Raw genomic sequence first — 14,639 nt, forward strand, 5'->3', positions numbered from 1 at the left:
TTATCTTTTCAGAGAAAAAGAAATAATGCGGTAATTGTCAGGCTTTGCGATTTGAAGTCGAGGTCTTCAAGAAGACGTTAATTACAGGTTTGAGCGGGTACAAGGCCACTTGGGAAGAAAAATATCTAGAGTCGCTACAAAAAGTCAGGCCTGTGCAGGCAAACGCAGGCTTGATACCTATTAACTCTGTCCCAATCCTTAGCATCGTCTGTCTGCGCTCATTAGAGAGGTTTTGTTAACCGCTCTTATTCAGGACTCGGTCTTGGCAGGGTCATCAACGGCCAGAATGGCATGGATCATGGCAAGATGACTTAAACCTTGAGGGAAGTTGCCCAGTGCTTCGCCGGTCTTGGGGTCCATCATCTCGGTCATCAATCCCACCCCGTTGGTTGATACCTTCAGCACGTCCTCCATCAATGCCTTGGCGCGCTCGTTGTCACCCAGCACAGCATAAGACTCAACCAGCCAGAACGAACAGGCCAGAAACGCGCCCTCTTCTTTCTCCGCACCGCTATAGCGATACACCAGCGGGCCGCGCGCCAGTTCACGATGGATTGCTTCACACGTGGTGATCAACCGCTGCTTGCTCTCAAAGCCGAAGCGAATAGCAAGCAAGAGGCCGGCGTCCAGCTTGTCAGTACCGGCATAGAAGGTATAAGCCTGCTTGGCCTCGGACCAGCAATGTTCATCAATCCAATTACGGATACGGTCACGCTCACGCTCCCAGCGCTTTTGCATCGTATCGGGAATGTGACCCTTTTCTGCCAACTTGACTGCTCGATCCAAGGCAAACCAGCAGCCTAACTTGGACATGGTGTAATGCTGCTCTTCTTCCAGCTCCCACATCCCGGCGTCCTTGCAATGCCATTGATCAGCGCAGAGATTGGCCAGCTCGACCAGCATTCCGGCGGTATTAAAATCCAGGATATGACCGCCCTCCACATACATGAGGGTGGTTTCTAAAAGATCGCCATACAGGCTCAGCTGGCATTGATAACTTGCTCGGTTGCCTACTCGAACAGGGCTGGACTTTCGATAGCCCGGCACATTGATCACCCGCTCTTCCGGCGCCTTATCGCCCTCCAGAGTAAAGCAGGTATGTAGACGATGGCCGTGCCGGCGGATGACGTTCTGCAACCACGCCAGCGCAGCCTGTGCTTCTGCCATGGCACCAATGCGCAGGAATGCTTTGATGGTAAACACCGCATCTCGTACCCATGCATAGCGGTACTCGTAATTCTTGTCGCCTCCCAATCTTTCAGGCAGCCCACACGTAGGTGCCGCCACGATAGCGCCACTTGGCGAATACAAGAGGAGTTTTAGCGCCAGAGCCGAACGAATGACTGCTTCCTTGAAAACCCCCTGGTATTGCAGACCTTCAGCCCATTCCCGCCACGCCATGTCACTGCGATCAATACGCTTGTCGACTTCCTCAAGAGTTGGCACAGCCAACGGCTCATTCTCGGCCGCCATCAGCGCCAATACGGTACGGTCCCCTTGTTTCAACGTAACGCGTGCACGCACCAGCCGGTCGGTACATTCATCAATCACCACCTCATCGCCGTAGCACAGCATGGCCATCAGACCATCGATATGCATCACTTCACCGTTCGGTGTCTGGCGAATCCACGGTGAGATGGTCTGGCCTCGCGTACCAGGCACTAACTCGATACTAAGCGTTACCTCACCCTGTACGCCCTCGATACGTCGCCCTAGCTCGGACCAGGGCAACCGGCCAGCAGATCCACTGTTAAGCGACTCGGTCAGGCGGACCTGACCCGAGTCGGTCTCAAACAAGGTCTCCAGTACATTGCTGCTTTGCAGATAGGCACGTCGGGCTGTGTAAGGTTGGACAGGGGTAATCGAAAAATAACCACCGCTGGGAGCATCCAGCAGACGATCAAACAGAGGGGGTGAGTCCATATTGGGGGCACACCACCAATCGATGGAGCCGTCAGCCGCTACCAGGGCAACCGAGCGGCCATCACTTAACGCAGCATAATTTTCCAGGGGTGCGTACCCCTCAATGCGGTGCGTCTCGAACGTCTGCATGATGCGATCCGTCAGGCCATGCCGCCGGTTGCGCCGTATACTTCACCCGTCACATAGCTGGACTCCTGGGAAGCCAGAATGACGTAGATCGGAGCCAGCTCTGCCGGTTGCCCAGGCCGCTTGAAGACAGTCTCGCTGCCAAACGACGGAATCTTCTCTTGAGGCTGGCCGCCGCTGGGCTGAAGTGGAGTCCAGAAGGGTCCGGGTGCTACCGCATTGACGCGGATACCCTTGGAAATGACCTGTTTGGCCAACGCCTTGGTAAAGGCAGTGATCGCCGCTTTGGTAGGCGCGTAATCCAGTAGGGTTTCCGACGGTTGCACGGCCTGAATGGACGTGGTGTTGATAATAGCGGCACCGGCCGGCATATGCGGAATCGCCGCCTTGCATAGCCAGAACAGCGCATACACATTGGTCTTGTAAGTGGCGTCGAATTGATCAGTGGTCAAATTGGCGATGTCTTCAACGGCTGTCTGCTTACCTGCCACGTTGACCAGAATATCCAGCCCGCCCAGTGCATCCTTGGCTTTGCCAATCAATTCATTGCAAAAGGCCTCGCTTTTCAGGTCGCCCGGAACGCAAACCGCTTTACGACCTTCCGCTTCGATCAGTTGTACAACTTCTTTCGCATCCGCCTCTTCTTCAGGCAGATAATTCAGCACGATGTCGGCCCCCTCGCGCGCATAAGCGATCGCCGTTGCTCGCCCGATACCCGAGTCCGCGCCGGTAATAAGCGCCTTGCGGCCCGCAAGACGTCCAAATCCCTTGTAACTGGTTTCACCGTGATCAGGGCGTGGCTGCATGTCCTGAGCGAGACCGGGCGGATTTTGCGGCTGCTTCGGAAATTCTGGCTGGGGATATTGGGTCAGGGGATTCTGCATGGTGTACTGGTTATCAGTAGGCATAAAATAGTTCTCTCGTCAGTGACGCCGCGATGAAAAGATGAAGGCGGCTTGGATAAGGACAGCGGACGTGTCCAAGTGCTGTCTAAAAATGGGAAAGCCTGACTGCGGAGATGGTTCCATCCGATTTTGGACCGAACTTAATGCATCAAGTGCTTGACGATCTTAAGTGGACGTAATGTGACGAGAGAAATAGGAAATAAAAAGTGGCCTGAAGCTTTAAAATCGTCCCGCAAAAGATATTTAGAAAAATTCACCAGCCTTTAGCTGGCTCGTCCACAGGATGGGTTTGCTACAGCATATTCATACCAGTAATCGAGACTACATAAAATTACTCTCAACTCATTACGCGCTCCTGCGAACTGCGCCCAAAGGAACCGTAACAGACTCCATCTTGGTCTAGCCCTTTGTGCTGTAATAGCGCTCGGGCTAGCCTCTCGCCAGTTTCCAATAATCATCCCTGACGCTCTTGGAAAATACCCAGGCGATGCGCTTTGGGCGCTCATGATCCTTACAGGTCTGGCTTTGATCGCGCGCCGCGCCAATGCTGTATGCCTGGCGGTAACAGCATTTAGTATTTCATGTGCGGTGGAGGCAACGCAGCTTTACCAGGCGCCCTGGATCAATGCGATTCGCCACCATCCGCTAGGCCATCTTGCCTTGGGCACTACGTTTTCCTGGATGGATATCGTTGCTTACGGTATCGGCATATTGGCGGGCGTTTTGATCGATGGCCTGGCCAGACTCACAGTAAAGGCTAGCCACTCACTCAAAGCAGACGCCTGAAATGATTCTGGCGCAGCAAGCGCTTACTGTCCTTTGTTCTGGAAGGTCGCAAGATAGGCAAGCAGGTCGGCAATCTGCTGCTCATTACTCATTCCCCAGAAACGCATCTTTGTGCCGGGTACGACCTTGTCCGGATCCTTTAAGTAGGCAGCGAGGGTTTCCTCATTCCAGACAATTCCTGACGCTTTCATGGCCTCGGAATAGTTGAAGTCTTCAGTAGCCCCTGCCTTGCGTCCGAAAATAGCGTTGAGTTCGGGGCCGAACGAGCCCCTGGCATAGGTCCCCACCTTATGACAGTTACCACACCAGGACGTAAAATACTTTTTCCCTGCCGTTGCGTCACCGGCACCATAGGCGACTCCGTGCACCAGCAAGGCCAACGTCATTAACACCCAATTTCGCATGTCTTCTCCCGAATACGATTAGCGACGCCTGACGATCATTATGCCTGTGTAATACAGCCACGTTCATTGATATGAAACGTAATGACCAACCATGGCCAGAAGTCAAGGCCTGCACTCTCCTACTTTGCATAACGTCATCGCTCAGCTGGCAAGTGCTCCTGCTTGCTGGCACTTCAGGACCAATGGCTTTGCCAGCCTGTTGAAGGTGGTCTATAGGTTCCTCTCTCGGTCTTGTGACTGACTGAGCCCTAATGGACACACAAGGAAAGTTATCATGTTCAAGCTCACCCCCCTGGCGCTTATCGTCCTTGCCTCGTTCAGCAGCCTTGTCGTAGCTGAAAACAACCGCGCCACACAAACGCAGAGTGGATTCGACAATGAGGTTTCCCTGGAGCAGCGTGGCGACGGCAATAACGCGACACAAGAGCAGCTGTTAGCAGACCACCAGAGCTCAACCGTTATACAAACGGGCAATAACAATGACGCCGACGTACTGCAACAAGCCTCTGGCCATAAAATGACGCTTGACCAGACGGGTAATGGCAATAATGCTGCCGTACATCAAGCTACCGCCGGGAGTGGAAGCGACGCTTCGATCCTGCAAATTGGCGATACCAATATTGTCACGGTAAACCAGCAGGGCGGTGACTCTGGTTACGACGCCACCTTATACCAGGAGGGCAGCAACAATATTCACACGATCGAGCAAGCAGGCGATGGGCGCGCCACGTTGACAGCCAATACCCTGGGTAACGGCAACACGATTAATGCATTACAACGAACGGGTGTATCGGCCAGCCTTACTCAGCTAGGTGAAAATAATCAGATCACACTTGAACAGAGCGGTTATAGCAATAACAGAGAGGGAGACAACGCTTCTGTAGTGCAAAATGGCGATGCGAATGTACTTACTTTGAATCAACTGGGTTACAACCCAGGTAAAACCGCCACGCTGTCTCAGGAAGGCAACAATAACCTGTACACGATCGATCAAATCGACGATGGCGTAACTACGTTGGTGGCCACTACCCTGGGTAACGGAAATACCATTACGGCGCTTCAGGAAAAAGGCAAATCAGCCACGCTTTCCCAACAAGGCGATAACAATCAGATCGCCTGGCCCAACGTGGTGGCCCGATGGAAGCTGATGTAAGTGTTGTGCAAAACGGCAACGAAAACAGCGCAACAGTTGATCAGTCAACAGGGAGTCGTTATGGCGCTTATTCCACCCGCCTGGCTCAAGAGGGAGATGCCAACACTGCTTCCCTCACTCAAGGAGGCGGCCTAAACGTGATAGATGTCGTCCAGGACGGTAACGGAAACGAGCTGACAATCGACCAGGACACAATAGCCGGGACCCTTATTGGCCGATCTGCCGGCACCCGCAACCAGGCAAGCATCAGCCAGGAAACATCCATTACCACCCTGTATTTCTCGCAGGAAGGAGACGCCAATCAGCTCACTGTCGATCAGGCTGGCATCAATAGCCAGGCACGTGTCGACCAGTTTGGTACTGCCAATGAAGTCTTTATTTCCCAACGCGGACCTACGGAGTTATTTACCGGGCCGGCTAATTCAGCAACGGTCATGCAGAGCGGAGCAGGTAACACCGCTACGCTTTATCAACAATGAGCGGTGTGGGTCCTGATAAAGCAATAAGCAGGGTGGCCTGTTCGGTATCGCTCCTTGCTCAGCGTTCTTGACTCTTCGGGACTTGGTTGGACTGACTGGCTTATTTCCAGTCAGTCCACATCAACTCATGCCGTTGCGGCTGTCTTCTGATCTGCAAGGTAAGTCCCCACCGGTGGCCGCTGGCTGAAGTAGGTGTGTACCCCATGAAATATACGATCAGCGACTACTTGCTGGTGACGGGGATTGAGCAACCGTTTGCTGTCCTGAGCATTGCTCATGAACCCCGTTTCTACCAGAATCGACGGAATGTCAGGTGACTTGAGTACAGCAAAACCAGCTTGCTGGACCTGCTTCTGATGTATCTTCGCAACGGTACCCAGACTCGTTAGTACGCTGTGTCCCAGATCCAGGCTCGAAGCAATGGTAGTGCTCATGGACATGTCCAGAATAACGTTGGCGAGGTCTGGATCCTTGTCTTGCAGAGGCAGGCTATTGGCTCCGACAAGATCGGCATCGTTCTCCCGCTTCGCCATCCAGCGAGCCATAGCAGACGTCGCACCGCTGCTGGAAAGCGCAAAGACAGAAGCCCCACGGGCACGGCGGTTGGGTGCTGCATCGGCATGGACCGAGATAAACATGTCGGCGTCATACTGGTGAGCGATGTCCACGCGCTTGCGCAGTGGAACGAAAATATCCTCGGTCCGTACCAGCTTGGCCTTGTAGCCTTTCTCCTTGTTGATCCGCTTGGCTAGATTATGAGCAATCGCCAGGGCGACCTTTTTTTCATAGGCACCTTTGGCACTGATGCATCCAGGGTCCTTGCCACCATGACCAGCATCTACGACAACCACCAGATCACGGCCGGGACTCTTCTTGGCGCGAGGTGTCGATGCCGCGTGCGCCACCTGTGTGGTTGCAGGCCCCATTGGGTGAAGGTCAAACACCAGTCGATCACCAAAGGAGCCGGACGGGCCAAGCACCAGGCTGTCGAGTTTTACTGGCTGCTTCAGTTCGAGGACGATACGACTGCCTGTCGTACCATGTGCTCCACCCCGAATCGTTTTGATTGCTGAGCCGGTAACATCCAATTTTGAAACATTGGTGGCTAACGTCGTATTAGGTAAGTCGATGACCAATCGATGAGGTGAGTCGAGCGTGAACGTGCGATAGTGGCTCGGGCCATTGAGATCCAGTACCAGGCGAAAGCGACCAGCGGTACGTGATGCTCTTACGGAGCGTACCTCGCTTGAAGCGGCAAAGGCGTTGGGAAAGGCTGGCAGTGTCAGCCCTGCCAGGATGAAGTTTAGAAGGCGACGACGGTTCATAACTACAACACATTTCGGCGAAACAATTTGTAACCATATAACATATCGAACTAGCAGGCCAAGGCTACGGTGGGCACAATGCGCTATATTCCTGATTTATCGATCCTGTCACTTACTGGAAGGCCCACCTTCTACATTCACGTGGCAGCATCGAAACGCCAAGCGCTCTAGGGTGGGGTTGTTGTAGAGGAATAGTTTGCCTAAAACATTCTGCCGAGCGTAACGTTCCGAATGGATAGTTATGTGCCCACAGTTAGATGTACGTATCTCTTAAATTGAGACGTTAGCTAATCTCATCTTCATCAATCACACACTAGTGACCCTAAATAGCCGCTAACTGAGAGGTATTCCAGCGGGGTCGTTTCTGATCTGGGCTGTAACACTGTGGAGTACCGCCCTACTCTGCTGATCTGCCTTGCGACAGTTATACGGTTACCAACGCAACGATTAGGTGGATGGCAAGATACTTTTAAATAACTTTTCTCGGCCAAGCGCCTAGCGGTCAGAGACGCTCTATTTGCGATACAGAATTGCCGTGCCGTTATTCCCATGAAATAACGGCACGGCAAGCGACTGATTGTCAGTCCAGAACCGCGCTATGCATCCCTTATGGAGGCATGCTGAAACCGTCACTTAGCGCGCAGCTCGTCATTATGTCAACGCAAGGCCAAGAATTGCCCATAGCGCTGCACTCGTAGAGCTGACAAACCAGGCGCATTTAGTCACCGCCTGGTTTGTTCGTTACCGATATCACCTAATCGGCCTATCAATCCAAAGAACGCTAAACAGTCCTATGGGCTGGAAACTCTTTTCCAGCCCATAGAGATGCGTTACAAGCTCCACCTCAAACTGAACATGACGTTACGCGGGTCACCATAGACACCTGTACCGCTGGAGTTAGGTATGCCTTGCCAGTACTTTTCGTCGAACACATTGTTCAGGTTTACCTGTCCATCCCAGTGCTCATTGAACTGGTAGCCCGCCATAAGCCCGACCACAGCATATGAATCCTGAACGGCGCGACCGGTACCAACACGGTTATAGGTTTTGCTCTGGGCAAGCACATCTGCACCAATGCGCCAGTCGCTCAGCGCTCCGGTCAAGCGATAGGTAGTAGCCGCTTTAAACAGATGCTTGGGTTGCTCAGGGGCAAACAAGGTACCCTTATTATAGGTTTGATCTTTCACGTATTGGCTGAGCACCAAGGTGTAGGAGGCCGAAATGTCCCAGTTGGGCGTCAAGGCACCTGACAGCTCGGTATCAATACCGCGGCTACGCACCTCTCCTGCCGCTTCATAACAGGTACGGTTCTGGTTTCGGCAAAGCGTAGGCTGATCTGGCACTGCGTATGCCCGGTTCTGCTGGGTCATATCGAACACCGCGATGGAGGCGTTCAGATTACCCTCCATGTACTCGCCCTTTAGACCGATCTCGTAGCTCTCCCCTGTCATAGGCTCAAGCGTGGACCCACTTAGATCCTGTTCGGTCTGCGGCTTGAAAATCTCGGTGTAGCTGGCATAGACCGAGTAGGTGTCATTCAGGTCATAGATAACCCCCGCATAGGGCGTCACCTCACGGGTTACCGTGTAATCCCCGGTATCGCTCGCACGGTTATCGTAGTCGTACCACGTCACGCGGCTACCCAGGATAACGTGCAGCGGATCAATGGGATTAAACCGGGCGACACCGTAAACAGCTTTTTCCGTTGCCGTATTCTTGCTCGAATAGGGAAGCCGGTCGCTCAGGCTGGGCTTAGCAATGACACCGGGATCAAAGTTGTAGATATCAACCGGCGTTGCTGTCGGCCAGTACCCTCCTTTTTGATCAAACCGCTCTTGCCGGCGGCTGGCGCCCAATGCCAGTTCATGCTCGCGCCCAAACAACGTGAACGGGCCGGATACGGTTGCGTCCAGGTTAGTCTGTACGTCCTTGCTGTGGTATTGACCGGAAGACTGCGTATAGGCATTACCCACCGGGGGATTAATGTAACTGGAGAAGGTATTCGATTCCGCCCAGATTCGAGCAGCTGCCAGCCTGGCACTCCAACCGTTGTCGAAACGGTGGGTGACATCGGTGAAGGCGGTAATGTTATCCCGATCCCAATATGCCCAGTCGTTACTAAGAAAGGTCGACCGCGACAGGTGCAGATTTTCCCCATTAGGCCCGGCGGGCAGGCTTCCCCAGTCCGATACAGCATCGTCGCGCTGTTTGGAGGCTCCGAGAGTCCAAGTGGTGGAGTCGCTGAGATCGGCTTCGAGGATGCCATAAAAGGTCTGACGCTGCTTTTCCCGCTCATCAACGAAGCTGCCGTTGTCTTCGTAGGCTGCAACCACGCGGCCACGCAACGTACCGCTTTCGTTCAGCTTGTTGGATGCGTCCAGCTGGGTACGGTAACGGTCCCAGCTGCCAGCGCTGGTGGTGATACTGACTTGCGGAGTAGCGGTGGGACGCTTACGCACCAGATTCAATGTCGCTGAAGGGCTGCCAGCGCCAGTCATCAGGCCTGTAGCACCGCGCACGACTTCCACGCGGTCATAGATGGCAAGATCAGCGCCGCTGATGGTATCGAGCGTAAACGTGCTAATGCTGGTGGGCAAGCCATCGTACATCAGGTTGTCGATGGTGAATCCACGCGCGAGAAACTGCTGGCGGTCTCCACCGAGTTTACGCAGTTGTATGCCGGGTGCGTATTTGACGATGTCATTGAGTTCATTAAGGGCTTGGTCGTCGATACGCTGGCGCGTCATTACACTTACCGATTGAGGCGTCTCGCGTATCGACAGAGGCAACTTGGTAGACGTACTCATGATACCTGTCGTGTAAGAGCCGGACCCTTCTGTTGCAGCTATATCGCTGGTAATACTGCCTGAGCCCTCCGCTACTACCTGAGTGATACCCAGCTGCGCCACTTCCTCACCCGCAGCTGATCCTGCCTCGGCGATAGTCAGCACGTTACCCTGAACACTGCCTACCAAATCACTCCCGGCCAACAGCGCCTGTAGTGCCACTGCAGGCTCCATCTGGCCCCGTACGGCAGGCGCTGTCTTGCCGGCCACTGCTGCCGAAGTATAGGAAACCTGAAGACCACTGGCCTGGCCCAGTTGTCTCAACGCATTTGCCAAGGGCTGGGACGCAAGATCAATTCTGATCGGGGCGGCAAGTACTGTACCGGTAGTTAACAGCGAAACGGTGAACACCAACAGCCGCAGAGGAAACGCTTTCATTATTCAGAAGTCCTTGAAAAGTGCGAGCACCGCTATACCAGGCCGAACGATGTCGATCTGGGACGTTTTGTACATATGAAAAACGGCGTACAGGCAAAACTGGCAAGATGCTATAAAAGTGACCTGTCAATGTAAATGATAAATATTAACAATTAATAATCATTACAGACATATGACGGATGCCATGGTGACTTCATGTTGTCCCTGTAGTGGAAAAACGCTTGAAAAATTGCTAATCGACATTGGATCAATGTCATGATGACCAATGCAAAACGGCATGAATGCGTATGGATTGAAGTAACGGAAGGATTATTCTGGCCGCAGGCGGGCAAGTTGCCGGTTATATCTGCTGGTGCGAGATTGGCTTGTAAATCTTTACAGCCCTACGGCTCTCCAATCAGATAATGGAACGGCAGTTGGACCCTAACGATGCCACAACAACGCCGGTTTGAGATAAATGCCAAGCGCCTGTCGACGCAACGCCTGACCTTGTCTTTGTTTCGCTCGTTGTCTCTGCCCTGACAATTATGGAATGTTGGCAGGTATGGACAGGCTACAACGAAGCGCTTGAGCAAGCCGAAGCCAATTCAACCTGACTCGCTCGATTGCGCAGCATGCAGAAGACAGTATCAAAGAAGTCGATACTCTGATTATAGGTGCCTCTGCTTTGTTTCAGTAGCTTAGAACACAATAGACGAGATCTAGCCTCAAGAAAGAAAGGCTACCTAGTAAGCCGCTCTGCATCGCTAAAATTAGAGACTTTCAGCGCTTGCTGAGCGCCAGGCGGGCGGCAAAGAGGAGGAAAACGCCCCCAGTGAGTCGGTCCATCCACTGGATCACTTTTTCACGACGTAAAATCTGGGCCAATGGGCGAGTCGCACCGATCAACGCCATGGACCAGATGAATCCAATCACCACGTGAATGCTTACCAGGCCAAAGGTCCAGAGGATCAAGGAGTGTCCCTGAGGAATGAATTGAGGCAGGAAGGAGACGTAGAAAATTCCAACTTTGGGATTCAATACGTTGCCCAGCATCCCTTTGAGAAACCAGTTCGTGTTCTGCACGCGGGTAGTGTCGTTGGCGACCATTGAGTTGCGGGGCCGCACCATCATGTTCAAGCCCAGCCAGCACAGGTAGGCAGCGCCACAATACTTGAGCACATCATAAGCCAGCTCGGATACGGCAATTAAAGCCCCAAGGCCAAAGGCAACGGCGGTGCCCCAGATCAAACACCCCGCATTGATGCCCAGTGCCGCCCGGATGGCCTGCGCTCTTCCCTCAACAGCCGCTGTGCGTAACACCAGGGCAGTATCAAGCCCTGGCGTTAATGTAAGTAAGGTAGCAGCCAAGGTAAACGCAACGACGTTATCAATGATGGGCATGGCTCAAAGAACGGTAGAGATGAAAACCAAACCTTAGCGCGTTTTAGCGTAACCCGACCATACCGCACGTGGAGTAATTCCTTTCCGGGAGCGCAACACTCTGTCATTACGGTGTGTAGCGCCCCTGCCTGACTAACCGATCCTCAAAGGCAAAATCCTGCCTCATAGGTGCCACGCCCATAGATTGATCAAGGCTTTTGCAAATAGCCGGGCAGCGCTTCCAGCCGCCTCATCCACCGTGCAACATGACTATAAGGTTCTAGATCCACATCGCCTTCTGGCGCCAGCACGACGTAAGGATAGACCGCGCAATCTGCGATGGTTGGGCGGCCCATTGCAAGCCAGTCGTTGTGCTCCAGATGCTTGTCGAGTAGCGAGAGCGTTACCACCGCTTTCTCAAGCGCCTGCGATTTATCCAGGTCGTAGCCAAATTTCTGCACCAGCCGTGCAGCACATACGCTGTGCTGCACTTCATTGGCAGCAAACGAGAGCCACTGAACGATCTCGGCTTGGCCTTGCGGATGCGCTGGCCACCATGCCAAACCACCATATACACCCGCCAGATAGACCAGAATGGCCTGCGAGTCTCTGACGACCTGCTTGCCGTCTTCCAGGATAGGTAACTGGCCCAACGGATTCAGCTCCGACAGCGGCGGCTGCTTGTGTGCTCCGCTTAGAAAATCCACTGGCACACGTTCAAGCTCGATATTGGCCAATGACGCAAAAAGCCTCACCTTGTAGCAGTTTCCGGAAGCCTCCAGATCATACAGTTTCATCATGCATCCCCTTCAACAAGCTGATTGAACTCGAGAACGTTGCCATCAGGATCGCGGATAAACAGCGCGACGCGTCTAGGACCAATAGGATGCGGCCCTTCCGTAATCATGATCCCCTGCTCGTTCAACCACCTCTGGAGTGCCTCAAGGTCATCCACAATAAAGGCAGGATGAGTCATACCCGGCAGCTTTATCGGTTCATCCAGTAAAACATTGTGAGCATGGGGTATACGGGTCCCGTTAAAGATCAGGTTTATACGAACCCCATCAGGGCTGAGCATCTCATTGGCCTCATACCGAGGAAAATGTTCGCTCTCCATAAATCCGAGGGCCTGATAAAACGATATCGCTCGGTTTTTATCACTGACACGAATCCCGATGTGGTCGTATGAGAGAATGCGAGCAGGACTTGGTTGCTGGTTCATAGGTTGCACTCCGGTTGACATCAGGCGTTCTAGTTTCTGCTGATCCATCCGTTTCACCTATGCCGTGAACCTGAGAAGACTTATGCAGTAATTGCACAGATAAAGGCGCAGCAATGGACAAGCGCAAGGCGATGGCCAATTTCATTCGGATAGTGGAAAACGGCAGCCTGAGTTCAGCGGCAGAGGCAACCGGCCAGTCGGTGGCGTCGCTTGTACGCTCACTGGCGGCCCTGGAGCGTCATCTGGGGGTTCGGCTATTGAACCGCAGTACGCGCCGTATGGCCCTTACCGTCGAGGGTGAGGAGTATCTTGCCTGGAGTCAGCGGATGCTGGCTGATGTCGACGACATGGAGCAGCGCCTGGAAGCTCGCGATGGCATAGTTAGAGGCGTGCTCCGGCTAACGGCGCCTGTCGAATTCGGACAACGCTACGTTGCACCTGTCCTAAACGGCTTTCTTAAGGAGCATGAAGAAGCAAGCGCCGAACTGACGTTAAGCGACGAGATCCTCCCGCTGCTGGATGAGCACCTCGATCTTGCCCTGCGGATCGGCCATCTTCGTGACTCGACCATGATCGCACGGAGAATAGGAGGTACCCGCCTCGTTACCTGTGCCAGCCCTGATTACCTTCGCGCCTCACCTGTCATTGATAACCCAGGCTCATTGCGTGAACATGCTTGCATCCTGTTGTCATCACAAGGCCGGCACTGGTACTACCGGCACAACGGAAAGGAGCTGGCCGAATCCATCACACCTCGGCTGGTCTGCAACCAGGTTAGAGCAGCCACCCTCGCCTGCCTGCAAGGTTTGGGCATCACCCGGCTGATGCATTATCAGGTTGCCGATGAGCTTGCTGAGGGTCGTTTGATCAGAGTCCTCGAATCGTTCGAACCTGCGGTCCTGCCCATTCATCTGGTCTATCCGCACGCGCTGCAGCTTTCGCCCCGTGTGCGCGCCTTCGTGGACTGGGCTTGCCCGCAGCTGGAAAAACGTACACCTGATCCGCGGGTACGCCGCCTGTAAAAACCAGGCGGCCTCAGGTTTTCACACTTTCAAACACGCAGAATCAGAGGCATAACATAACGCTACCCGCTCAAGCGATACGCCTTGTTGTCCATACACTATTGAGTTTGGAGCTCGGCCTTGCAAAAAGGACAGAGCCAGGCAAGCGAGTCGCTCTCCGGATGAAGCGAATAAATACAAGCCCGGAGCTCACCGCACTCTTCGCACTCGACACGACGGTTCAGTTGGTCATCGTCATCATCAGGCATGCCAGACATAAGAACATCCATTTAATATGAGTCGGTTGTTACTAGAGGCAGACAGCATGGAATTCAGGACGGCCTCATGTCCTGAAGGCTTTTCTAGAGCCAACCAAGCCAGCCGACACTAGTAAAAAGGTAAAACGCGTAAAAGGGAATAGCCGTTTGCCACCTTGATACTGCGCTTATCCAGCCAAGCCGTCTATTACCAAGAGGTATTAAAGAAGGTATAAGGCGGGCTCAAGGCTGCGAAGATTGAAATGCTGTGCAAACTACCAGTGGCCATCCACCCCGCAAATGGTTTTCATCTAGGTAATAGACTCCTGCTCGACTAGCTTTCCCTTCTATTGCATGCTCCGCTGCCTGTTTCCATCGCACCCCTTCGTAGAGAATGGCCGCCTGCGCTTCAGAAAAAAGGAGTCGTGTGTTTCTACCTCTTCGAATAGTTTGTACATGGCCGGATGATCAA

General features: G+C 53.4%; 12 protein-coding genes. 4 read left to right on the forward strand and 8 right to left on the reverse strand.

Going from position 1 to position 14,639, the window contains the following annotated elements; translation table 11 throughout:
- Window positions 1-249: 249 nt before the first annotated feature.
- Complete coding sequence (locus JQR90_RS22550; protein ID WP_434140816.1) at window positions 250-2,052, reverse strand: glycoside hydrolase family 15 protein; 1,803 nt, start codon at window positions 2,050-2,052, stop codon at window positions 250-252.
- A gap of 11 nt (window positions 2,053-2,063) precedes the next feature.
- On the reverse strand, window positions 2,064-2,957 hold the full coding sequence (locus JQR90_RS22555; protein ID WP_074829320.1) for an SDR family oxidoreductase: 894 nt from the start codon (window positions 2,955-2,957) through the stop codon (window positions 2,064-2,066).
- Window positions 2,958-3,410: 453 nt separating this feature from the next.
- Here JQR90_RS22555 and JQR90_RS22560 point away from each other — a divergent pair, with 453 nt between their 5' ends.
- Window positions 3,411-3,740, forward strand: coding sequence for a DUF2809 domain-containing protein (locus JQR90_RS22560; protein ID WP_434141147.1), 330 nt, complete (start codon window positions 3,411-3,413; stop codon window positions 3,738-3,740).
- Window positions 3,741-3,763: 23 nt separating this feature from the next.
- Here JQR90_RS22560 and JQR90_RS22565 read toward each other — a convergent pair whose 3' ends face one another.
- Window positions 3,764-4,144, reverse strand: a complete 381-nt coding sequence (locus tag JQR90_RS22565) for a c-type cytochrome (RefSeq protein WP_074829311.1) — start codon at window positions 4,142-4,144, stop codon at window positions 3,764-3,766.
- A 274-nt stretch (window positions 4,145-4,418) separates the two neighbouring features.
- Between JQR90_RS22565 and JQR90_RS22570 the strand changes: the two genes are divergently transcribed.
- Together JQR90_RS22570 and JQR90_RS22575 are read left to right on the forward strand one after the other, a co-directional pair.
- A complete protein-coding gene (locus tag JQR90_RS22570) occupies window positions 4,419-5,297 on the forward strand; it encodes a hypothetical protein (protein WP_434140817.1) in 879 nt (292 codons plus the stop codon).
- Entirely contained in the window at window positions 5,282-5,776 is a 495-nt protein-coding gene (locus JQR90_RS22575; RefSeq protein ID WP_434140818.1) for a hypothetical protein, read from the forward strand. The genes JQR90_RS22570 and JQR90_RS22575 overlap by 16 nt, the downstream gene beginning before the upstream one ends.
- A gap of 125 nt (window positions 5,777-5,901) precedes the next feature.
- On the opposite strand, the gene JQR90_RS22580 is transcribed toward JQR90_RS22575, so the two are convergent.
- From JQR90_RS22580 to JQR90_RS22600, 5 genes are all read right to left on the reverse strand, one after another.
- Window positions 5,902-7,101, reverse strand: a complete 1,200-nt coding sequence (locus JQR90_RS22580) for an N-acetylmuramoyl-L-alanine amidase (protein WP_434140819.1) — start codon at window positions 7,099-7,101, stop codon at window positions 5,902-5,904.
- A gap of 830 nt (window positions 7,102-7,931) precedes the next feature.
- Window positions 7,932-10,325 carry a TonB-dependent siderophore receptor gene (locus JQR90_RS22585; RefSeq protein ID WP_434140820.1) on the reverse strand — a complete coding sequence of 798 codons (2,394 nt, stop codon included), beginning with the start codon at window positions 10,323-10,325 and terminating at the stop codon, window positions 7,932-7,934.
- Window positions 10,326-11,087: 762 nt separating this feature from the next.
- Window positions 11,088-11,708 (reverse strand): LysE family translocator, encoded by a 621-nt coding sequence (locus JQR90_RS22590; RefSeq protein WP_073450692.1) that lies wholly within the window; start codon window positions 11,706-11,708, stop codon window positions 11,088-11,090.
- Window positions 11,709-11,896: 188 nt separating this feature from the next.
- Entirely contained in the window at window positions 11,897-12,484 is a 588-nt protein-coding gene (locus JQR90_RS22595; protein WP_019364123.1) for a glutathione S-transferase family protein, read from the reverse strand.
- Complete coding sequence (locus tag JQR90_RS22600; RefSeq protein WP_010798633.1) at window positions 12,484-12,909, reverse strand: VOC family protein; 426 nt, start codon at window positions 12,907-12,909, stop codon at window positions 12,484-12,486. The genes JQR90_RS22595 and JQR90_RS22600 overlap by 1 nt, the downstream gene beginning before the upstream one ends.
- Before the next feature lie 113 nt (window positions 12,910-13,022).
- Between JQR90_RS22600 and JQR90_RS22605 the strand changes: the two genes are divergently transcribed.
- On the forward strand, window positions 13,023-13,931 hold the full coding sequence (locus JQR90_RS22605) for a LysR family transcriptional regulator (protein WP_125912943.1): 909 nt from the start codon (window positions 13,023-13,025) through the stop codon (window positions 13,929-13,931).
- Window positions 13,932-14,639 lie beyond the last annotated feature (708 nt).

Source organism: Pseudomonas sp. JZ114, assembly GCF_051027705.1.
Taxonomy (GTDB): Bacteria; Pseudomonadota; Gammaproteobacteria; order Pseudomonadales; family Pseudomonadaceae; genus Chryseomonas; species Chryseomonas luteola.

Bases quoted from the DNA above. Each gene is read 5' to 3' on its own strand.
- JQR90_RS22570 (WP_434140817.1), top strand. From the start codon at position 4,419: ATGTTCAAGCTCACCCCCCTGGCGCTTATCGTCCTTGCCTCGTTCAGC.
- JQR90_RS22590 (WP_073450692.1), bottom strand. From the start codon at position 11,708: ATGCCCATCATTGATAACGTCGTTGCGTTTACCTTGGCTGCTACCTTA.
- JQR90_RS22555 (WP_074829320.1), bottom strand. From the start codon at position 2,957: ATGCCTACTGATAACCAGTACACCATGCAGAATCCCCTGACCCAATAT.
- JQR90_RS22575 (WP_434140818.1), top strand. From the start codon at position 5,282: ATGGAAGCTGATGTAAGTGTTGTGCAAAACGGCAACGAAAACAGCGCA.
- JQR90_RS22595 (WP_019364123.1), bottom strand. From the start codon at position 12,484: ATGAAACTGTATGATCTGGAGGCTTCCGGAAACTGCTACAAGGTGAGG.
- JQR90_RS22550 (WP_434140816.1), bottom strand. From the start codon at position 2,052: ATGCAGACGTTCGAGACGCACCGCATTGAGGGGTACGCACCCCTGGAA.
- JQR90_RS22600 (WP_010798633.1), bottom strand. From the start codon at position 12,909: ATGAACCAGCAACCAAGTCCTGCTCGCATTCTCTCATACGACCACATC.
- JQR90_RS22565 (WP_074829311.1), bottom strand. From the start codon at position 4,144: ATGCGAAATTGGGTGTTAATGACGTTGGCCTTGCTGGTGCACGGAGTC.
- JQR90_RS22585 (WP_434140820.1), bottom strand. From the start codon at position 10,325: ATGAAAGCGTTTCCTCTGCGGCTGTTGGTGTTCACCGTTTCGCTGTTA.
- JQR90_RS22605 (WP_125912943.1), top strand. From the start codon at position 13,023: ATGGACAAGCGCAAGGCGATGGCCAATTTCATTCGGATAGTGGAAAAC.
- JQR90_RS22580 (WP_434140819.1), bottom strand. From the start codon at position 7,101: ATGAACCGTCGTCGCCTTCTAAACTTCATCCTGGCAGGGCTGACACTG.